Annotated in this window: 23 protein-coding genes; 6 read left to right on the top strand and 17 right to left on the bottom strand. The window is 46.5% G+C overall.

The features are described from left to right. The first annotated feature begins 85 nt into the window (after positions 1 to 85). Positions 86 to 1,435 (top strand): hypothetical protein, encoded by a 1,350-nt coding sequence (locus tag Q0757_RS03410; protein WP_298784771.1) that lies wholly within the window; start codon positions 86 to 88, stop codon positions 1,433 to 1,435. A gap of 144 nt (positions 1,436 to 1,579) precedes the next feature. Beyond that, entirely contained in the window at positions 1,580 to 2,074 is a 495-nt protein-coding gene (locus tag Q0757_RS03405; protein WP_298784769.1) for a shikimate kinase, read from the top strand. A gap of 51 nt (positions 2,075 to 2,125) precedes the next feature. On the opposite strand, the gene Q0757_RS03400 is transcribed toward Q0757_RS03405, so the two are convergent. From Q0757_RS03400 to Q0757_RS03335, 14 genes are all read right to left on the bottom strand, one after another. After that, on the bottom strand, positions 2,126 to 2,581 hold the full coding sequence (locus Q0757_RS03400) for a YkvA family protein (RefSeq protein WP_298784767.1): 456 nt from the start codon (positions 2,579 to 2,581) through the stop codon (positions 2,126 to 2,128). A 97-nt stretch (positions 2,582 to 2,678) separates the two neighbouring features. Continuing rightward, positions 2,679 to 2,906: a hypothetical protein gene (locus tag Q0757_RS03395; RefSeq protein WP_298784765.1), complete on the bottom strand. Its 228-nt coding sequence runs from the start codon at positions 2,904 to 2,906 to the stop codon at positions 2,679 to 2,681. An 11-nt stretch (positions 2,907 to 2,917) separates the two neighbouring features. Then, the gene (gene gvpJ, locus Q0757_RS03390; protein ID WP_298784764.1) at positions 2,918 to 3,283 is read right to left on the bottom strand and encodes a gas vesicle protein; all 366 of its coding nucleotides are present in this window, start codon (positions 3,281 to 3,283) and stop codon (positions 2,918 to 2,920) included. Between the two features lie 34 nt (positions 3,284 to 3,317). Continuing rightward, positions 3,318 to 3,623 carry a gas vesicle protein K gene (locus Q0757_RS03385; protein ID WP_079475237.1) on the bottom strand — a complete coding sequence of 102 codons (306 nt, stop codon included), beginning with the start codon at positions 3,621 to 3,623 and terminating at the stop codon, positions 3,318 to 3,320. Between the two features lie 16 nt (positions 3,624 to 3,639). Further along, positions 3,640 to 3,873: a gas vesicle protein gene (locus tag Q0757_RS03380; RefSeq protein WP_298784759.1), complete on the bottom strand. Its 234-nt coding sequence runs from the start codon at positions 3,871 to 3,873 to the stop codon at positions 3,640 to 3,642. Then, the gene (locus Q0757_RS03375) at positions 3,854 to 4,714 is read right to left on the bottom strand and encodes a GvpL/GvpF family gas vesicle protein (RefSeq protein WP_298784757.1); all 861 of its coding nucleotides are present in this window, start codon (positions 4,712 to 4,714) and stop codon (positions 3,854 to 3,856) included. Before Q0757_RS03375 ends, Q0757_RS03380 begins: the two co-directional genes overlap by 20 nt. Before the next feature lie 15 nt (positions 4,715 to 4,729). Further along, positions 4,730 to 4,987, bottom strand: coding sequence for a gas vesicle protein GvpG (locus tag Q0757_RS03370; RefSeq protein WP_022794401.1), 258 nt, complete (start codon positions 4,985 to 4,987; stop codon positions 4,730 to 4,732). Beyond that, positions 4,984 to 5,733 (bottom strand): GvpL/GvpF family gas vesicle protein, encoded by a 750-nt coding sequence (locus Q0757_RS03365; RefSeq protein WP_298784753.1) that lies wholly within the window; start codon positions 5,731 to 5,733, stop codon positions 4,984 to 4,986. Before Q0757_RS03365 ends, Q0757_RS03370 begins: the two co-directional genes overlap by 4 nt. A 13-nt stretch (positions 5,734 to 5,746) precedes the next feature. Beyond that, positions 5,747 to 6,823, bottom strand: coding sequence for a gas vesicle protein GvpN (gvpN, locus tag Q0757_RS03360; protein WP_298784750.1), 1,077 nt, complete (start codon positions 6,821 to 6,823; stop codon positions 5,747 to 5,749). A gap of 6 nt (positions 6,824 to 6,829) precedes the next feature. Next, on the bottom strand, positions 6,830 to 7,267 hold the full coding sequence (gvpO, locus tag Q0757_RS03355; protein WP_298784748.1) for a gas vesicle protein GvpO: 438 nt from the start codon (positions 7,265 to 7,267) through the stop codon (positions 6,830 to 6,832). A gap of 6 nt (positions 7,268 to 7,273) precedes the next feature. Beyond that, a complete protein-coding gene (gene gvpO / locus Q0757_RS03350; RefSeq protein WP_298785380.1) occupies positions 7,274 to 7,576 on the bottom strand; it encodes a gas vesicle protein GvpO in 303 nt (100 codons plus the stop codon). 39 nt (positions 7,577 to 7,615) lie between these two features. Then, positions 7,616 to 7,885, bottom strand: a complete 270-nt coding sequence (gene gvpA / locus Q0757_RS03345) for a gas vesicle structural protein GvpA (protein WP_022794406.1) — start codon at positions 7,883 to 7,885, stop codon at positions 7,616 to 7,618. Between the two features lie 13 nt (positions 7,886 to 7,898). After that, complete coding sequence (locus tag Q0757_RS03340; protein ID WP_298784745.1) at positions 7,899 to 8,873, bottom strand: hypothetical protein; 975 nt, start codon at positions 8,871 to 8,873, stop codon at positions 7,899 to 7,901. A gap of 25 nt (positions 8,874 to 8,898) precedes the next feature. Next, a complete protein-coding gene (locus tag Q0757_RS03335; protein ID WP_298784743.1) occupies positions 8,899 to 9,888 on the bottom strand; it encodes a hypothetical protein in 990 nt (329 codons plus the stop codon). 629 nt (positions 9,889 to 10,517) lie between these two features. Here Q0757_RS03335 and cobA point away from each other — a divergent pair. The 4 genes from cobA to Q0757_RS03315 all read left to right on the top strand — a co-directional run bounded on the left by cobA (position 10,518) and on the right by Q0757_RS03315 (position 16,174). Continuing rightward, the gene (cobA, locus tag Q0757_RS03330; RefSeq protein WP_298784742.1) at positions 10,518 to 11,693 is read left to right on the top strand and encodes a uroporphyrinogen-III C-methyltransferase; all 1,176 of its coding nucleotides are present in this window, start codon (positions 10,518 to 10,520) and stop codon (positions 11,691 to 11,693) included. A gap of 50 nt (positions 11,694 to 11,743) precedes the next feature. Next, a complete protein-coding gene (nirB, locus tag Q0757_RS03325) occupies positions 11,744 to 14,173 on the top strand; it encodes a nitrite reductase large subunit NirB (RefSeq protein ID WP_298784740.1) in 2,430 nt (809 codons plus the stop codon). A gap of 18 nt (positions 14,174 to 14,191) precedes the next feature. Continuing rightward, a complete protein-coding gene (gene nirD, locus Q0757_RS03320) occupies positions 14,192 to 14,518 on the top strand; it encodes a nitrite reductase small subunit NirD (protein ID WP_298784739.1) in 327 nt (108 codons plus the stop codon). A gap of 114 nt (positions 14,519 to 14,632) precedes the next feature. Continuing rightward, positions 14,633 to 16,174: an MFS transporter gene (locus Q0757_RS03315; RefSeq protein ID WP_298784735.1), complete on the top strand. Its 1,542-nt coding sequence runs from the start codon at positions 14,633 to 14,635 to the stop codon at positions 16,172 to 16,174. Between the two features lie 19 nt (positions 16,175 to 16,193). Here Q0757_RS03315 and Q0757_RS03310 read toward each other — a convergent pair whose 3' ends face one another. The 3 genes from Q0757_RS03310 to nirB (Q0757_RS03300) are packed head-to-tail and all read right to left on the bottom strand — an operon-like array spanning position 16,194 to position 20,910. Beyond that, complete coding sequence (locus Q0757_RS03310) at positions 16,194 to 16,361, bottom strand: hypothetical protein (RefSeq protein WP_298784732.1); 168 nt, start codon at positions 16,359 to 16,361, stop codon at positions 16,194 to 16,196. Between the two features lie 42 nt (positions 16,362 to 16,403). Next, positions 16,404 to 18,557, bottom strand: a complete 2,154-nt coding sequence (locus Q0757_RS03305) for a molybdopterin oxidoreductase family protein (protein ID WP_298784730.1) — start codon at positions 18,555 to 18,557, stop codon at positions 16,404 to 16,406. Then, positions 18,550 to 20,910 (bottom strand): nitrite reductase large subunit NirB, encoded by a 2,361-nt coding sequence (nirB, locus tag Q0757_RS03300; protein ID WP_298784728.1) that lies wholly within the window; start codon positions 20,908 to 20,910, stop codon positions 18,550 to 18,552. Before nirB (Q0757_RS03300) ends, Q0757_RS03305 begins: the two co-directional genes overlap by 8 nt. Between the last annotated feature and the right edge of the window lie 131 nt (positions 20,911 to 21,041).

Raw genomic sequence — 21,041 nt, 5'->3', positions numbered from 1 at the left:
TAAATGTATAGATTGCCTTCGTATATGTAACTAATATGCTATCATACTCTTGGATGCCATCAACCGGAAATTGGGGGAACAACAGTTGCGTTTATGCATTTATTCTCTATTAATCCTCTCGTATGTACTTTCACAATTTTTACATATACCAAACTTTTCTTTATTCATCGGCATTCTCGCAAATATTGTTATATTTGTTTCCCTGTTTTTTGCGAAAGGACTGTTCTTTTATTCAGGCGTAGCCTTCTATACTATTGGAACGTTTGTATTTTTCCAGACCAGTGCCTCCTGGCAGGATTATTTTTTATCGTTTCAGACAATGCTCGGCATTCTTTCATTCTTTTTTATGCTTCCCTTTCTCAACTCACTCATCCGGGTGGGAAAATACGATCACGGACTTCGAAAATTTATGGAACAGGGTGCGGACACCGTCATACAGCTGTACAGAAGAAGTTTTTTTGTATGTCACGTGCTGGGGTTGTTTTTAAACATTGCTACGTTTGCCGTTCTTATGCGCACTCTGGACCGAACCTTCACCTCGCTCCCTCAAAAAATAAAAGCGAAGTTTTACACGCAGAATTTACTCCGGGCTTATGCTTTGTGTCTCGCCTGGAGTCCGCTTGAAATTATGGTCATTACAGCTTTAAATGTAACCGGGCAGAATTACATTTTTATTTTTCCATTCATTATAACGATCGTTATTATAGTCATTTTATTCGATATTCTGACGGCCTCTTTCAAATACCCTAAACTGCGGCTGCAGCCTGCAGGCACTCAAACTAATCAATCAGGCACCGCAGGCAGAAAGATTAAGCAGTTACTCCTTCTCTTAGTGGTGCTTGTAACCTGTGTGAGTTTTGTTAATCATTGGTCGAGCTTCGATTATTTATTCACGCTTGTTTTGTTTATTGCCCCTGTATCTTTTTTATGGGCCACTTTTATTAAACGTCTGCGAAGATATACGTTTATTGCTTTTAATCAATGGAAGACAAGGACAAAAGGAATGGCTAATTTCTTTTTCATGTTTTTAAGCGCCGGTTTGTTCGTCCAAATGCTTGCGGAGACTTCGTTATTCAGCCTCCTGCAGCATCTTTTCACTTCCATGCATCAGCAGATTTTTATCTTTTACCTGCTGATTGGTGCTTATTTTCTTGTTTCCAGCTTTATCGGCTTTCACCCGCTGGTTTCTGTTATTCTGCTCGCAGAAATCATTGCACCTTCTCTTGCAGATCTTCAGACAATGCCGCTGGCTCTTGTTTTAATTGTATGCAGCCTCAGCCCGATTATGTTCAGCCCGTTTAATATCTCTGTTTCCATTGTCGGGTACCATCTTCAAACCAACCCATACCGGCTGGGTCTGTGGAACCTGCCATTTGTAATTGGATACATGCTGTTTACGATGTGCTTTGCCTATATTCTGCAGCTTCTTATGTAGCGCCGGTTTTTTACTTTTGGTGAAAACTGTATTATAATCACGGTACATTTCGCTGACTACCTCATTTTATTAACGAAAGAGTGCAGATATCTCATGATAAAAGAAAAATCTCTACGTGAAAAAAGCATAGTATTGATAGGCTTTATGGGAGTCGGTAAAACAACCATCGGCAAATTGGTCGCCCAAAACTTATACAGGTCCTTCATTGATATCGATGAACAGATTGAAAAAGAGTTTCAAATGCCTGTACCAAATGTATTCAAATTACTCGGGGAGCCAGCCTTCAGGGAGAAAGAGAAAGAGCTTGTAAAAAAGTATGCCAATCAAAGCCTTAAGGTTATTTCTCTTGGCGGGGGCGCCTTCATGCAGGAGGAAATTCGGGATGTTTGCTTAAGCAACTGCACCGTTTTTTACCTGGATATGCCGTGGGACGCCTGGAAGGAACGAATTCATCTGCTCATGGCAGACCGTCCTGTTCTTCAGGGACGTTCGCTCAAAGATATCGAAGAGTTATTTTACAGCAGACAGACGGCTTATGCCAGCCACCATTCCAAAGTCACTATAGATAAAGATTCCCCGGAAGAAATAGCAGATTATATTACTAACTCACTAAAAACAGCCTGGAAATTATACGAATAAAGTAACAAAGCTCCAGCAGGCGCTATGCACCCGGCTGGAGCTTTTTGGTTCCTATTCATCTGCGTCAATCGTATTGTCACGCTGGAGCTTCCATTCTTTAAAGTCATCGAGGTCTTTATGCACCTGCTTGAAAACAAATGAAATAACCGCTGCATCATCAATCAAGCCGCCCGGAAGAAAGTCCGGAATCAAATCGATCGGGGAAACGAAATAAATCAGTCCCGCAATGATGGCTACAATCGATTTGTAGGGCGCATGCTGATAATCTTTTTTCCACCAGGCACGAAGCATCTCGAGCATCAGCTGCAGCTCCTGCCATACATTTTTCAGCGGACTCTGGTTATCATCCGCTTTCTCTCTCGCCTGCTGCAGCAGTTTTTCTGTTTCTTTTGGGTCTTTCGCGTATTTCTTCGCCCGTGGATTCAGGCGGCTTAACCGATCCTTCAACGTGGATTCGTCAATATTTTTCTTCTTTAAAAATCTCCGCCGCTTTTTATCTTTTGCCATGTCTCCAAACTCCTTTATAAATTGATATGGCTATGTACTGCTTTCCCGGAGAAAAACAGGCCTTCCCGGAAAAGCTTTGATGCAGGACAGCACCTGTTTATTCCAGACGATCCCTGTCCCGCTGCTTGATTTCTTTTCGGTATTCTTCCATTTCTTCCTTCGACGGAAGCGTTCGTGCTTTCATGTTATATTCCATCCGAAGCTTCGGTGCGTTTTCGTCTTTTCCAAACGTGCGCTCTTCGGTGCGTTGAACCTGCGACTTGTCCTGGTTCTGCAGATCCCGTACCAGTTGGCCAATGTCTTTAGACAAATCACGGAAAATCACGTGCGTTCACCTCACTTTTCGGCTTTGTTTTTATTCTGTGTGTCCGCCTGCTGCTCTTCGCTTTCCGCCTGCTGGTTATCTTCGAGCTGCTCTACGCGCTCAAGCAGACGCTGATTTTCTTCTTCAAGCCTTTTAGCATTGGAAGAATAATGCGGGTCTGTTTCCCACCAGTCGATGCCCATTTCTTTTGCTTTATCCACCGAGGCAACGACCAGACGGATTTTGATAGTCAGCAGTTCCACGTCTGCAATATTTACTTTAATGTCCCCTGCAATAACGACACCTTTATCCAGTACTGTTTCCAGAATATCAACAAGACCGCCGGACGGTCTCTCCAGGTGATCAGGTGCTGAGCGCTGTACAGGTTGTTCAGCCATAATATATTCCCTTCTTTCAAGCCTATTTTGAAGCTTACAGCAAGTTCCCTAAAGGTCCAAGGTCAATGTTCAAATCTTCTGTCGTAAGGCCAAAGATTTCCTTCATTTCTTCCATCTTGTCTTCCAGCTGCATGAGCGCTACACCAAGCTGCTCGACTTGTTCCTCTGTTAAATCGCCGCCTTCGACTCTTCGCATCGCCTGGCGTTCCACCAGCTCACGCAGCAGCTCCACCACCGTCATCACCAGCTGTGTGAGTCCTTCTTCTGCTTTGTCCGGATCCAGTGATATGCGCCCGGTCGGCTGCTGGGCTTCTGTTACTTGCGGGTTATTATTTTCCATCTGTTTTCAGTCTCCTTTATTCGACTTGGGAAGTTTCTGAAGAATTAGAAACAAACTCTTTCTGCGTCTTCAATTCCGACTGTCGCAGGGTTTCTACAGAAGCGATTAGTACGCGTAAATCCAAATAAACAAGGTCAATCCCAGCAATGGATATCGTTAAATCACCCTGAAGCACGACCCCTTTATCCAGCACGGAGTCCAAGACGTCGAGCAGGGAAACTTCCCGGTTTTTAAGAGTGTCCTGGGGCATTTTGCTCCCTCCTGTCTGTCAGGCCTGAAAAATGAAATGCCGGCCACGGGCCTGTACACTCTAACTCCATCCCGGTCTCTTCTGCTTCTTCTTTTTCCTGGCGCTGTTCAATTAATTGAATAAACGCTTCCCGGTCTTTCGAGTGAATCAGGTATACTGCGTTCCATGCCATTTCTTTTTCCCGGTCTGTGACGCGTTTCTCCCAATTCTTTTTTATTTCCGTGCCTTCACTCCAGGCAGTTAACTCATCATGAAACGATTGACAGTGCCTCTCAATCTGCTCGTCTGCCTGCGCTTCAATAAACTGATCCATTTTCTTTTTTTCAAAAAAGCGCCGGCCAGCCGGCATCGCTTCAAGCTCTGCCTCTTTCGCCTGAATTTCTTCGCTGTTCTGGACGACGGCTTCAGTGAACAACTGCTGATCAGCGTAAGTTTTGACGTTCCATTCTTCTTTGCCCTTCAAATAAGAAAGCTGGGCCGTTACACTCTCGTGGTACTTTTCAATCATTTCCGCAAGGTTTGCTTCCTGTTCAAAAATCGTGCCGAATTTTAACGGAATCGTGGTATAGCGATCATGCAGCTGGTTCATCGTTTCATGATGGTGAAAGGCTTTAGCCTGCAGCCATTCCATTTTTTCTACATTCTTCTGCAGTTTTTCCTGGGAAAATTCTTCCTCTGGAACATGAGTAACTACTGCAGTGATACTGCCATGTTCGATAAAGCTGATATTATTGTCCGGCTCCATGCCTTCCATCGGCTCCATAGGAGCTTCCTCATATTCACTCGTGGGGATCAAGGCATACAAATACAAAAGAGCCGGTGCGCCCGAATTTGTCTGCACTGCCGGTTCACTCCTTTAATCCTTTTCCTCTAACTCTTCCCGTAATTCTTCCTGTTCAATCTGCTTCGCTCTGCGATACCGCTGCAGCAGCTCTTCCTCCTGCTCAGTGAAGGCCTCTTCAGAAATCTCTTCCATTTCATACATGATCTGCAGATTGGCGAGTTTTTTTTGAATCTGGCGGACATCAAAATATTCTTTATCCGCCTCTTCCTTTACTTTTTTACCCGCCCAGACGACCGTATCAAGCGGCCAGGTAAATAATTTATGAATCATACGCTGTTCCCCGCTTTTATTTTCAGGTCAATAAAGTTGTATGCCGGCCACGGACCCGTATACTTGAAATCAGCGTGTTCGTTCCATTCATTAAAGATCTCGTTTACTTTTGCATCAAAATCTTCTTCATTTTCTTTATCTATTAGAAAAGCGGCATTCAACAGCATCCGCTCGTTGATCACTTCGTTGCTTTTAGCTGCGTTGGCAATCTGTGCGAGCGGCTGGAAGACTTCTTCTTCAAAGCGCTCGTGCAGCCTTATCATGAATTTCTGAGCCGATTCCCCGAGCTGCATCCGCTCGTAATAGCTGGCGTTTTTACCTTTCGTATCCGTTTTTTTGCGCAGGTCTTCCATCCCCGGCTCCTGACGGATTTGTTCATTCAGCCATTCTTTTTTTCCGATGATTTTAAGCCCCACTTCCATTTTGCCGCGGATCTTCGGAAAAATTTCGTCAAATTGATCCTTCAGCTTTTCCATTAAAGCAAAGACTTCTTTTTGGTCCTCAAGGACGTTCCCAAAACTCATCGGAATGACATCGTATTCTTCCATTACTCTGGCCACTGTATCTTGATGAGCCCGCAGGTTTTTCCTCGTTGGATCATAAATCTGCATCGGAGCTTCCGCTACCACCATCGCCTCCTGTCCGCGCTGGAGGGTATAGATTTTTCGTTCTTTGCCCTCAAGTTCCACGCTGCCGAAGGTTGGCTTTTCAGTAGTTTCAATAACCCCAAACATATAAATTCCCACGGTTACTTGCCTCCTAGACCTTTTTCAACTCTTCCTTCATTCTTTTTTGTGCTTCGCTGACATCTTCTCCCTGAATATTTTCCAGGAAATAATGTCCCATCACATCAAAAAACAGCTGTTGAAAATCGTCGTTTTTTACATCTATTTTAACATCATGCTCCGAGCTTAACATCGCAGTCATAACAGCGAGACGGAAGCTTGGCACATGCGTATCATTTTCCCTGCTCGTAGATTTCGCCCAGTCCAGTGCTTTAATAACGGTTTCGGCTTCTTTTTCACTAATGGAAGCTCTTTCAGTCAGGATAGAAACCTGGGCTTCCTTATTAGGGTCCTCCACCGGAATTGTAATCATTCTATCAAGAAGGGCGTCCTGGGATTTATGCACACCGGCATATTCTTCCGGATTGCTTGTGAAAATTGCTTTAAAATTCGGGTGTACGGTAATAAAGCTTTCATTTCGCTGTGTGCCGTAAAGCGGCAGTATGCCCTCTTCAAGAACGGAAAGAAACAAATTATTTGTAGACGGCAGCGAACGGGTGAATTCATCGTAAATAAGCGTATGGCCATTTTTTACCGCTTCGAGCAGACGACCGGTGCTCCACCGTTCCGTAATATGGTCTTCGCGCTTATATACCTTCCGGACGTAATTATCAATTAATTTGTCACTAGTATAGCCGATTCTTCCGCCGAGAAGATCCGTGTTCGAAAGGCTTTCATTCCCGTTTAACAGCGTAACAGGCTGGTTAAACCGGCGTGCAAGCTGAAAGGAAAGGGTAGTTTTGCCTACTCCGGCTGCGCCTGTAAAGTGTACAGGGTACCCGGAGGTTAAATACTTCTCGGAACGCTCCAGAATCGACTGCATCTCATCAGTCTCTACGATTTTATTAATAGTGCTGATCTTTTGCTGCTTGGACTGCTGCTGGTCTTCAGAGGTCGTTTGTTTTGATTTCGTGTTAGCAGGTGTATTGATCTTTTTTGACTGTCCTCTGTTGTTCTGAGAGCTGTTTTTTTGCTGGTTTGTCCGGGAGCTCCCTGATGTGTTGGATGACTTTTTCTGAGTCTGCTGCTTTCTTTCGTTAGTAGTAGCCATATTTTTTTACCTCTCTTTTTTCTCAAAAGGAGTACTTCTCGGGCGAGTGTTCATCCTTTGATAGGAAGTTATTTTTTGATCCTTGTTCATCGTAGCTTCATAAATCCCAATCAACTGGTCTCTTCCGTATTTTTGCGTGTATTCCTTCTCTTCTACTAGTTCTACTTCAATTTTCCAGCTGTCTCCGGCATCCATAATAGCTGTAACGCGTACAGGTGAGTTCATCGTTTCTTCGAAAAACGAACGGATGGTTTCGAACATATCACTTTCAATAGGTGCAAACGACGCTTTGTCGTCCGCTTTTTCATTTTGCCCGGAGGACTTTTGTGAAGACGTGTTTGAAGAGTCTGATTTGGCCGGGCGTTTAATTTGTTCTTTCGACTCCTGCCCCTGACTCTCTTCTGTTTTTTCTTCTGTTTTTGCCGTAGATTGTTTGGCCGCCATCAGTACCTATCTCCTCTCTGCCGTTTCAACGTGGGCACTTCTCGGTCTAAGGTTAACACGTTCAAACGATCCTACCTGCTGATTGTTGTTCAGCTTCACTTCATAAACGCCCAGAAGCTGATCATGTCCGTACTTTTGCATATACTCATCTTCTTCGATTACTTCCACTTCTGCAAACCAGCCGTACTCTTCTTCCGAAACCGAAGTAATGCGAAACGGAGGCTTTAAATTTTCTTCAAAAAAATCGTTCAGTGATTCCATGACTTCTTTCATAGTGCTCCCCGCTTTCTTCTTACAATAGAAATATATCCCGCCATGCAGTCATACGCATGACGGGATTAGAGAAATTTAAGCAAAGTTTAACTGCCCGGCACGCTCATTAGAGTCTGCATCTTCATCGATTTCGCCCTGGACATCGTCGCGGAGCAGTCCGACTGCTTCAGCGTAACGGAGCCAAGTATCAACACTTGCAATAACGATACGTGCTTCAATTGTAATCAGTTCAATTCCTACAACAGAAATACGAGCGTACAGGTCGATAACAATACCTTTATCTAGTATACGGTCAATAACCTCTGCCAAGCTGGAAGAATCTGTACTTTTTTCAATTGTTGCCATAATCTTTCACTCCTTAATCATAATGCTTAATATTTTCTGTTCCTTTAATGGCGTTGATACCTTTGATATCATCGTAGCTTTTCAGCTTCGATTCCTTGTAGCTCTTGATGTCAGATAAGCCTTTCAGTTCGCTTATGCCTTTAATATCATCAACGCCCTTGACCTCGTCATAGCTTCTTAACCTGGACTCGCTGTAACTTTTGATGTTCGACGGTCCCTTGATATCTTCCATTCCTTTTAGATCGCTCAAACCTTTTTCGGGCAGCGACCGAAGGATTTTACCGCCCCCTTTCCCGGACTTATTGGAGCCTCCCTGAATGTTTTCCTGCAGCTGCCCTGTAGCTTCACCCAGTTTTCCCTGGGCTTCCTGGCCTTTTTCTTTAGCCTGTTCAACAGCTTTCTGCAGTTTTTCCTGGGCTTCTTCTCCCTTTCCTTCCAAAGCCTGCTTTGTTTCCTGTACTTTCTCCTGGGCATGTTCCTTTGCCAAACGGGCGCTTTCCAGAGTGTTAAAAAACTTTTTCCCCATATAGGCAGCAGCTACAGCGTTGGCAGCCTGAGGATTATTTTTTATTCCCTTTGCAGCGGTTTTTGCGAGTTCTTCTTTGGCGTTTCCCTGAATCATATTTTTCGTTGTTTCCACAGGGTTCAAGTCAGAAATTTCTTCTGCGGTCTCTTTAACCGGCTCAATAACCGTATTCTCTGTTTTTTCATCAAAATATTTCTTCGTTTTTTTTAATGAAACCCATTTGGCTGCTTTTTGACCGCTGTCTTTCACCTTATCCAAAAACGATTCTTTATCCTGGGCATTCTTTTCTTCCTCAGTTGATTGCTTTCTGGATAAATTGTCATCAGATGATTCTGCTTTGGAATATGAAGAAAAGTGAGTTTTCTTCCAGGCTTCGTCCGGCACGGAGAACGTCTTTCTTACCTTTGGCTCTGAACCATCGACATATTTTCCGCCTTCAGTTAGTAAAATCTTTTTTGCCATAATTTGGTCTCCTCAAACCGAAGCATTATTTATTTCCGTCTACCCGCTTATAGGAGGCTACCTCTAAATGATCATCCACCTGCACCTGATACGTTTCTTTCTTTGATTTTCTTCCTTCTTTATTTAATGCTTCTATTTCTACAAGCCATTGGCCCTCCTGCTTTTCTGTGGAAGTAATCCGCTGGGGCTCGGCTACATAGCTCTCAAAGAAATCGTTCACGGTATCCATTACATCGTTCAGGCTGTGGTTCATGTTACTTCCGTTCTGTCTGCCGGATTGATAGGCAGCAGCTTCTGCTTCCGGGCGGCGCTCAAATTCCTGCGTTAACGTGGACTCTTCCGCGTTTTCCACCCCCGGCTCTGCTGAAGCCGCGCTCTGTTCAAGACCTGTTGCGTCTATAAGACGGCGTGCGGTCTTTTTAGACACCTTTTTTGCCTTTTTCGGAGCGTTGCTCTTCGTTTCCCGGGCTGGCTGCTCTGCTTCTTCTTCAGCTTTATTAACACTGCTGTGGGCATTTTTTTGATTCTGTATTTTCATGCCGGTTTTTTCTACTTTTTCGCCAACAGTATTCTTAATTCCGTTTATCCTGCTTTTAGTTTCTTTTACCTTTTCGTTTCCTTTATAAACAACTTTACTTGCTTCAGCTGCCTGCCCGGCTCCTTTAGCTTTCCCTGTAACGGTATCTTTAGCCTGGGCACCCGCTTTTTTTACGTTATCTTCAGCGCTTTTCTTCTTGTTTTTCAGGTTCCCCTGCATTTGCTTTTCTGATTCTTTTACGTTGTCTGACGCCTGCTTTACTTTAATCGCAGGCTTCTTTGCTGTCTGTTTGAGCCGGGGAGCTTTTTTTCCTGCTTCCTGGTTCTCAGCTGTTTCATCAGTATTTTCTTCCCCGGAAGATTCTTCCGAAGATTGAAGTTTATTTTTCGTCCCTTTAGTTATTAGAGGAAGTGCACCGCCAATAAGACTGCCGGCGGCCATCAATCCGTACGTAACTTTATCTTTAGCGTCGGTCATTGTAACTCACCTTTCTTATGTGAAAATTTAATCTATACGCAAAAACCCTCATCCGGCCAAAGGCTTCATGCTTTTCCAATGAATAGCTGGAAACAGACAGTCATGAATTCGCTGGCTGGAGAGGGTTTTTAATGTAATCGCTTGAGCAATTTCTTCTTAAATTAAGGAGAGAATTGCTCCAATCACAACAATAGCTCCAATAACCATTAAAATTGTACGAATCATGACTAACACTCGCTTTCTCATCTAAATTAAATTGAATATCTTCTTTATTCGACTTACCTTTTACTTCACCGTTTTAAACTTTTTAAGGGATTTATTCTTAAAAAAAGTTCTAAATACCTATATTTCCGATTCATATTTTTAACGAAGGGTTAGTTTTTTCCTTTTTTTCAGTGCCGCAGAACTCGTTGTTATATTTTCTTACAAAAATAATGAGTTTTTCGCACTTTTATTTATGAAATTTTCGTCTGTGTACGTATGCCAAAGTTTTAAAGTACGAATAAAGAAAAAAGAGCGTCATATTTTCTTTCACACATGCTGAATTACCTCCCGGCTTTACCTAGAATAAAACTCGTAATCAAAAAAATAACTACTCCAGGTACATATTAAAAGGAAAGAGGTGCAGCATGGGCAGCAATCATACTGGAATCGTTTCATTTGTAGGCGCCGGGCCGGGTGATCCTGAATTAATCACATCTAAGGGCCTGCGTAAATTACAACAGGCAGATGTGGTCATTTATGATCGTCTGGCCCATCCCGGGCTCCTGCTGCAGGCTTCTCCCGATGCGAAACTTATCTATTGCGGCAAGCAGCCGTGCCAGCATACACTCCGGCAGCAGGACATTCACCATGAGCTTCGGGTTCACGCCAGACGCGGCAGCCGGGTCGTCCGTTTGAAAGGAGGGGACCCGGGAGTCTTTGGAAGAGTCGGAGAAGAAGCCGAAGAGCTTCAAAAGCATCAGATCCGCTTTGAAATCATTCCGGGCGTCACTTCCGGAAGCGCCGCTCCAGCTTATGCAGGTGTCCCTTTAACCCATCGGGACTATTCCCGTTCCTATACCGTAGTGACCGGGCACGGCAAACAGCAGGACGGAATGCCCGACATTCAATGGGGCGGTCTTGCTGCTGGTTCTGATACGATCGTTTTTTATATGGGGGTCAAACATGCCGGCTGGATCGCGGAACAGCTGATCCAGCACGGACGTTCGCCCGGGGAACCGGTGCTTATTGTGCAGTGGGGCACCTATGGCAGACAGCAGTCAACCGCCGCTTCGCTCGCCAGCCTTAAAGAAACAGTTCACAAAGAACAGATTGCAAATCCCGCAATTATTGTAGTCGGTGCTGTTACAGAGATGCACACCAGAACACAGTGGTTCGACCCTGAGAGAAAAACGAGGCGGAGTATTGCAGCCTTCACCGCCGGACACCCAGAGCTTCAGAATTTTACAGATTATCTGCAGAACGAGCAGGCGGCCATTTGCCATACGAATCAGCCGGTTGATACCGGACACCTTTCACCAAACACCGAACACGCTCTTTCCCGGCTTCTTGACGAAAAACTCATCGATACCGTTTTTGTTCCAGATTATGTTTCCTATCAGAGGCTGAAGCCGGGCATCGACCGGATGATAAGTGAACAGCGTACAACCATTTCTCCGGTGTACATTATTTTTGATAAGGAGGCTTTCCCTTCAAATGAAGCAGATGTTTTTTATATAGATCCTTCATTGCCGCCTGAAAAAATGACGGAACAGTTAAACAGCCTTACTTCGTTTCCTGTGAAAACACCAGCCGGCATTTAAACCGACGAAAAATATCAGAATTATTTAAATTATTTGAGGAGGATTCATCTATGAGTAAAGAACGTCTCGTACTGATCGGCAATGGCATGGCCGGCATGTATACTATTGAAGAAATTTTAAAGCAGGAGCCGGAGCGCTTTGAAATTACAGTTTTCGGCAAAGAGCCATACCCAAACTACAACCGCATTCTGCTCTCCTCTGTTCTTCAGGGAGACAGCGAATTAGAAGACATCGTTTTAAATGATTATGACTGGTATGAAGAACATAATATTACGCTTTATGCAGGCGATGAAGTCACGCACATTGATACGAACAACAAACAGGTGGAAAGTGCCGAGGGGATAGTATGTACGTATGACCATCTGATCGTCGCTACCGGATCCAACCCTTTTATGCCCCCTATCCCCGGCTCTGACAAAGAAGGAGTAATTTCCTTCCGGGATATAAAAGATACCGAAACAATGATTGAAGCATCCAAAAAATATGAAAAAGCAGCTGTTATTGGCGGCGGACTGCTGGGTCTTGAGGCCGCCCGGGGCCTGCTGAATCTAAATATGGAAACAGAAGTGATTCACCTTCAGGATCAGTTAATGGAACGCCAGCTTGATCCAAACGCCTCCAAAATGCTAAAGCGTGAGCTTGAAAGCCAGGGCATGCGATTCCATATGGAAAAGCAGACAGAACAGATTTTCGGCCGCAAACGCGTGCAGGGCCTTCATTTTAAAGACGGGGAATCACTTTACGCCGATCTCATTGTTATCGCTGTCGGCATCCGTCCGAATATTAGTCTTGCAGAAAACTCCGGTCTGGAGACAAACCGCGCGATTGTCGTGAACGATTTTCTTGAAACGAGCGCTCCGGATGTATACGCCGTTGGCGAATGCGCAGAGCATAACGGGATCGCTTACGGCCTCGTAGCCCCGTTATATGAACAGGGAAAAATTCTGGCTGAGCGGCTCGTATCCAAAGAACCGGCAGGGACCGGCTACCAGGGCTCTCTTACCTCAACCAAATTAAAGGTTTCAGGGGTGGATGTCTTTTCAGCAGGTGAATTTGGAGAAGCGGACGATTTAAAATCTGTGCTTGTTCATGACGATTTTGACGGCGTTTATAAGAAAGTGAACATCCGTGATAACAAGGTTGTCGGAGCTGTTTTATTCGGAGATACCTCCGATTCGCCGAAGCTTTTGAATCTGATCAATAAAAAAGAAGACATCTCCGACGTTGGCAAAGGGCTCATCCTCCCCTCCGAAAGCAATGCACCGGTGGAGAGTCCCGTCGCAGACATGGCGGACGAAGAAACGGTCTGCGGGTGCAACGGAGTCTGTAAAGGCGATATCGTTTCTGCCATTAATGACAAAGGACTGACTTCCGTCAACGAGATTAAACAGCATACGAACGCTTCGCGCTCCTGCGGCGGCTGTAAACCGCTCGTTTCCGACCTGCTGAATGCCACGCTCGGCGACGAAGCTGCCGGTGCCGAAGTGGAGCCGCTGTGCGGATGTACCGACCTCTCCCATGAGCAGGTCATTGAAGAAATAAAAACAAAGCAGCTCACTCATACCCGCGAAGTGATGAACGTGCTCGGATGGAAGGAGCCTGAAGGCTGCTCCAAGTGCCGTCCGGCCCTGAACTACTACTTGAGCGTCTCGAAACCAAAAGAGTATGAGGACGACTACGCCTCCCGTTTTATCAATGAACGTGTGCACGCCAACATTCAAAACGACGGCACCTACTCCGTTGTTCCAAGAATGTATGGGGGCGTCACTAATTCAGAGCAGCTCCGGAAAATTGCCGATGTCGCAGAAAAGTATGAAGTGCCGCTGCTTAAAATGACAGGCGGCCAGCGTATTGACATGCTTGGTGTCAAAAAAGAAGACCTCCCGTCCATATGGGGCGAACTCGACATGCCTTCCGGCCATGCTTACGGGAAAAGTATACGTACCGTAAAAACATGCGTCGGTGAAGACTTCTGCCGTTTCGGCACCCAGGATTCCATCGGGATGGGTATGACCATCGAGCGAAAATACGAACGGCTCAACACTCCCCACAAGGTGAAAATGGCCGTTTCGGCCTGCCCGAGAAACTGCGCGGAGTCCGGCATCAAAGATATTGGAATTGTCGGCCTTGAAGGTCACTGGGAAATGTACGTCGGCGGAAATGGCGGCGTGGACCTCAGGGGCGGCGACCTGCTCGGAAAAATGAACAGCGATGACGAGCTGCTGGAGTCTATCAGCGCTTTTCTCCAATATTACCGGGAGTCCGCCCACTACCTCGAGCGCACCTCTCACTGGATCGAACGTGTCGGCCTTGATCATGTAAAAGCAGTCGTCCTCGAAGATGAAGAGGCACGGGCAAACTTAATTGAGCGCATGGAAGTGTCCCTCGAGCATAAAGGTGAAGACCCGTGGAAGGAACTTACGTATAACGAAAAGAAAAAGCAGGAGCTTTTTGAACAGCGTAAAGTGGAGCTCGTTTAATTTGAGGGAGGAACAGAGATGAATAGCGTAGATAAACAAAAAGAAGTAGCAGTGGCCACCGTTGAGGAAATTACGGTCGATATTCCTAAAGAAGTGCTCATTGAAGAAACTTCCATAGCCATTTTCAAGACCAAAGACGACACCATTTTCGCCCTGGAAAATAAATGCCCTCACAGAGGAGGCCCCCTTTCCCAGGGGATTGTCAGTGGAGAGCACGTCTTCTGTCCGCTTCACGACTGGAAAATCAGCCTGAACGATGGAGAGGCCCAGGGGCCGGATGAAGGCTGTACCATCTCCTATGATACAAAAATTGAAAACAACACCGTTTATTTGCTTTTAAAATAAAACTTCTTCGGCCGCATCGGCGAACTTCCTGAGAAATAAGTACACGCGCGTTAACTTTCAATTGTTTTTTGAAAAAAACCAAAAATAATCACCTAATCTTAGGAGGTTCTCCTTTTGACTATTAAAGACCTTTTTCGCTTTCAGGATGAACGCATTAAAATTCTTCACTTCTGCTGGTTTGCGTTCTTCATCTCATTTTTCGCCTGGTACAATATGGCTCCGCTTGCGACCACCATGATGGCTGACCTTGGTTGGCTGACGACTGAACATATCGCCGCCCTCGGAATCATGAACGTAGCCCTGACTATCCCGGCGCGAATCATTATCGGCTCGCTGCTCGACCGCTTTGGCCCGCGGGTCGTCTTTTCCACACTATTGATTATTATGGCGGTGCCTACATTTATCTTTGCATTCGGCAGCACCTGGGCGCAGCTTGCCATCAGCCGGCTTGTACTCGGAAGTATTGGCGCAAGCTTCGTTGTCGGTATCCGCATGATCGCAGAATGGTTTCCACCCAAGCATGTGGGCTTTGCTGAAGGAATCTACGGCGGCTGGGGCAATTTTGGTTCAGCAGCGGGGGCTATCATTCTTCCGTGGCTCGCCATCACTCTTATCGGCGGCGATGACAGCTGGAGATATGCGGTTGCTTTCACCGGGGTTGTCTGCTTTATTTATGGTATTGTTTTTTACTTAAACGTCCGCGACACGCCGGAAGGCCATACGCTTATTAAGCCGAAACGCTCCGGCGCCATGGAAGTGAGCTCCTGGAAGGATATGGCTCAACTGATGTTTTGGACTATACCTGTCGGAGGCGCTGTGGCTCTTAGTGCCTGGAGAGTCTTCGATATGGGCTTTATTTCCACTTCTATTGTGTACGGTATTTTCATCGCTGTAGGGCTCGTGTTGATTTATCAGATCTACATGATCATAAAAGTAAACGTTCCTATTATTAAACAAGGTATAGCAAAAGACGATCAATACAACTTCAAAAATGTCGGGGCTCTGAACAGTACTTATTTCGCCAACTTTGGCGCTGAACTTGCGATTGTATCCATGCTCCCTATGTTTTTCCAGCTCACCTTCTCTCTTACGCCGTCTACAGCCGGTCTGATTGCAGCTTCATTTGCCTTTGTAAACCTGCTTGCCCGTCCGCTCGGCGGTGTACTATCCGACCGCCTTGGAAGCCGGCGCAAGGTAATGCTCGTTTATATGTTCGGTATTGTGATTGGCATGTGCGGCATGGGCATGATCAACTCCGGCTGGCCGGTCATACTGGCTGTTCTCATGACAGTTCTTACTTCGTTATTTGTGCAGGGAGGCGAAGGTGCCACCTTTGCAATGGTTCCAATGGTAAAAAAACGGGTCACCGGCCAGGTGGCCGGTATGACCGGAGCATATGGAAGCATCGGTGCAAGTGTCTATTTAACGCTCTATACGTTCGTCACCCCAAGTCAGTTTTTCTTTATCCTGGCCGGAGGAGCTTTTATAAGCTTTATCATATGCTACTTTACACTCGAAGAACCGGAGAATTCCTTCGCCGACGACTATTATCTCTCGAAGGAAGATCAGCTGCTTAAGGAAAAAGCAAAAGGAGCGGCCATCCGCTCGAAGGAAGCCGTTTCCTATGCCAGTCAGGTTTCTGATAAAGACCGCTGAGTGAGGGCCCGGTCCTGGTTTACCAGGCCGGCCCGCGGAGCGTTTGTCTCTGCCAGAGGAACGCTCCGCGGGCTGTAGAGGCCACTGCCTGCCATGTCAGCCACAAACCCCGACCAGCCCCCGTGCCGTTCACAACCGGTACGGAGGCTGGTTTTTTATTTATTAAATAGACACCATCGCGGTACAAAAAAAGAACACTGCCGATGCCGGCAGCGTTTCATTACATCTATTATACTTTTTGTTTTTGGGCTTCTGCCGGCTTCATGGACACAGCTGCCAGCTTGAAGCCAGGCATCTGGCAGACCGGGTCCAGCGTACCCGCAATCAGCCGGTTCACGTTCTGTTTGCCCGCCCAGTGAAAAGGTACGAAAATGGTATCCTTCCGGATGTTTTCCGACCACTGGTTTCTAACCACAATAGAGCCCTGCAGAGATTCCAGGGTGACAAGGTCGTTTTCTTTAATGCCATACTTTTCTGCTGTTTCAGGATGAATTTCGACGAATGATTCAAAATAACGGGCATTTAATTTGGCGCTTTTTCCTGTCTGAACCCCGGTCAGATAATGGGACATAACCCTTCCAGTCGTCAAATACAGCGGCCTTGCCTCCGACAGCCGTTCTTTAATAATTTCTTCCCCGTATTCCGGAGTAAAGCAGCGGGCCCTGCCGCTGTCATGCACAAACGACTCATCAAACAGTCGCTGCCTTCCCTGTTCTTCCGGAGAAGGGCATGGCCAGAAGACGCCGTTTTCCTTTTTAATCCGTTCATACGTGATTCCGTAATAATCAGCCGGCCCTCCTTTCGAAGCAAAACGCAGCTCTTCGAAAATATCTTTCGCCGAGCGGTAGCTGAACCATTTCTCTTTGCCAAGACGCGCAGCAATCAGCGATAAAATCTCCCAATCGTGCTTTGCCTGGCCGGGAGCCGGGCGGTCTCCCTGTCTCCAGGTCACCCGCCCTTCCATATTTGTAAGCGTTCCTTCGTCTTCAATATACGCAGTCGACGGGAGAACCAGATCGGCATATTCGGCCGTTTCCGAGATAAATAAATCCACGACCACTAAAAAATCAAGTGCTTCCAGTCCCTGCTTCACAATAGAGGCATTCGGGTTCGAAGCGATAGGATTGGATCCTACTAAAAACATTCCTTTAATTTCCCCGTTCTGCGTTTTCTGCATCATTTCGTAGGCGGAAACACCTTTTCCGGGCAAATCCTTCTCGTTCACATTCCAAACCGCCGCCATATGCTCCCTGGCTTTCGGATCTTCAATCGAGCGGTAGCCCGGAAGCTGATCAGATTTTTGACCGTGCTCCCGGCCCCCCTGGCCGTTTGCCTGACCGGTGATCGCCCCGTATCCTGAACCTGGTTTGCCGATGTGGCCGCAGATTAGTGCCAGGTTAATAAAATGACGGACAGCCTGATGCCCATCAATCTGCTGTTCCACCCCCCGGGCGGTAAATATCATGCCTGTACCCGCTTCGGCAAATATCGTAGCCGCCTGCTCAATATCGCCCCGGGGCACATCTGCCCGTTTCGCAAGCTCGTCTACGCTGTACTGGCGCACGTACGCTTCAAGCTCTTCAGCGCCTTCTGTGCGGTTTTGCAGAAATTCTTTATTCTGCAGATTTTTATCAAAAATCACTTTTAAAAGCGCGGTCGTTAAAGACCAGTCCTCCCCGGGCTTCAGCTGCAGATGCAGGTCTGCCATTTTAGCTGTTTCTGTCACTCGCGGATCGATCACAATAATAAAGGCTCCGTTTTGTTTTGCCTCTTCAAAATACGGCATGATGGTCGGCTGGCATTCGGCAATATTAGTGCCGGCGAGTATGATGCATTTTGCGTTTGGAATTTCCTCAATGCCGTTGGTAAACCCGCGGTCGACCCCGAACGTCTTTGTCGCCGCTGAGGCAGCAGAAGACATGCAGAACCGGCCGTTGTAATCGATGTATTTTGTCTGCAGTCCGACCCGGGCGAACTTGCCGAGCAGATAGGATTCTTCATTCGTAAGCGAGCCTCCGCCGTAGACCGATAAAGCATTTTTGCTGGAGGTCTGCTGAATATCCTTCGTTCGCTGTTCAATAATATCCAGGGCTTCGTCCCATTCAATAGATTTAAACCGGCCGTTCACTTTTTTCATCGGAGTTGTAATCCGGTCTTCATGAATCGCATGCTGGTAGGCTGAGTGACCTTTGACACATAACCGGCCGTGCGTGGTGGGATTATCCACACCGACGGTTTTATATTTGATGCCTTTTGTAGTAATCTGCTCCACTACTTCCTTTTTACACTGCATGCTGCAGAAAGGGCACTGAGCCTGATGCCGGTTTTCTTCGAGAACTGTCGGCTCTATTGTCCGTCCGTAATTGGACCCGAAATCATTCATGAACTGTACTCCCTTCTGGAATCGAAAAATGATACGGCAGCGGCTTTTTCAAACAAGTACTTAACTGGTGGAGCAGCTGCTCTCTGGTATCCGGATCAAACAATCCTTCCCGAATATGGATGATCGTCATACGTCCGCACCACCGGGCAAATGATTCCTTAAAAAACGCCGTTTCCCGGTAATATTGAAGAAGCGCCCAAATGTATTCTTTTATTTCCATAAAGGTGGGAGCTGAAAACAACAGTACAGACTTTTCCTCAAAATGAATGTGAAACTCCCACTTGTCTTCCATTTTAAGCAGGCCGGCATCAACGTGATTTCCTTCAAGAATGGAAAATCCCTCCAGCATGACAAAACGGAGCGTGTCAGGAAAAGGAACAGCTTCCACCGGCTCCTCAAGCTCCAGGGCGTATGGTACCATCCCGGGGTTATGACGCTCCCGGATCCGGTCTTTGAATACACTCTGTACAGCCGTCATCTGAAAACCTGGAAAGTTAAGAAGAGGAATATCCAGGCTGTCACATACTTCCACCACATCTTCGTCTTCGACATATGGAAGCTGTATGCGTCCGTCAGCTGTAATATGAAAATAGCTCAACTGGTATTTTTCGATAACAGTATTTAGATTTTTGATCAGATCAGGAGAAATAATCCCTGCTTTCATGATCGGCTGCAGGGTATAGGTGCCATCCGCTTCGAGGGAAATGTACGGCGAATAGGTGAACGGCAGTGTTTCGTTGCTTGAAAGCTCTCCCTGCTTCATTTGAATCATATAGAGATAGTAAGCAATGGCAGGCCGGCACATTTCGCAGCCTTCGGGCGTTTTCCAGTTTAAAGCATCCATCGCTTCTTCGGGCGTCGATGGTTTTACTTCCATCAGCCGGTTAATCAGCGTCGGGTGGTCAAGCCCCGTGCACCCGCACAGCGCTTCTGTTTTATTTTCCGCCTCCACTTTCCATTCACGGGCAAGATTCAGCAGACCCTCTGCCATGCTGCTGCAGCCCCCACAGGAGGTAGAAGCCCCCGTACAGGTTTTCACTTCATCCAGCGTGGTTAGTTCTTTTTCCTGAACGGCCTGGATAATCGTATTTTTATTTACATTATTACAGGCACATACCGTGTCAGAACCCGGCATCTGCAGCAGAAAGCCGGCCGGCTCACTGCTTGCTGACAGCAGCTGTTTTTTCTCCGAAGCGTTGATTGGTTTGTCCGTCATCACCAGGCTCTTTAACAGATCGCTGTTGGTTGTATTGCCGTAAAGAACAGCTCCCTGGACCGTTTTATGGCGAAAAACAATCTTTTTATAAAGCTCGTTTTCTTCATCATGGAGCACCCATGACTTTGTAGCGTCGTCCTCGATCAGAGAGCCGACAGAAAACAATTCCACTCCGGATATTTTCAGCTTTGCCGAGGTACTTGAACCTTTATAATAGGCTTTATGCTCACCGCTCAAACGCCTGGCCAGCACATCCGCCTGTTCGTTCACCGGCTGCACCAGACCATAGGTCCGGCCGTCATGTTCGATACATTCGCCTATCGCGTATATGTGCTTTTCACTCGTCTCCATTCGATCATTCACAATGATCCCACGGTTCGTTTCAATACCGGACGCTTCTGCAAGCTTCAGCTGCGGACGAATACCGATCGCAAATACGACCATATCTGCTTCCATGTGTGTCCCGTCCCCAAAAGCAATTCCTGATACCTTCCGGAGTCCCAAAATGGAAGTAACGTCTTTACTCAGCAAAAATTTTACGCCGCGCCGTTCCAGCTTTCCCTGCAGCATGGCGGCAGACTGCCGATCAAGCTGGCGGTCCATAATATTGTCCGCCCGCTGTATGACCGTCACTTCTGCATCGAAACGGCTCAGTCCGTTAGCCGCTTCGAGTCCTAGCAGGCCGCCTCCGATAACCAGAATCCGACGCTTCTGCCCAGCTGCTTTAACGAGCCTGCGGCAGTCCTCAAGCGTGCGAAAAGGAAATACTCCTTCTTTTTCTACCCCTTCCACCGGTGGAATCAGCGGCGATGACCCCGTGGCAAAAACTAAATGGTCATAGGAGTGCTCTCCGCTGGCTGTTATGATTTTCTTTTCATCCTTTAACACATTCTGCACCGTTTCTCCCGGATGAAAGGATATATTGTTCCGGCGGAACCATTTATTTGTATAGGTTGTTAAATCGTCCTCTGTTATTTCTCCATTTAAATAGGAGGAAAGCTGGATCCGGTTGTACGGCAGCGTTTTTTCTTTACTGAAAATAGAAATATGCACCCGGGCCGACCGTTCACGCAGTTGTTCCATTAACCGGATAGCTGCAAGCCCTCCTCCTATAATGACTACATGCTGCTTTTTCATGTCAGGCACCGCCCTCCCGCAGAGCGAAATATGTTTTCCGAAATCTTTACAAGCTACTATCAGTTTGTAGAAACCTTACGAATTCTTCAATTACCTTGTAAGATAAGCTGTCGATGTTTTTATGATGCCAA

This window comes from uncultured Marinococcus sp. (assembly GCF_947493875.1).
GTDB lineage: Bacteria > Bacillota > Bacilli > Bacillales > Marinococcaceae > Marinococcus.
This window is presented reverse-complemented; position numbering and strand designations above follow the sequence as displayed.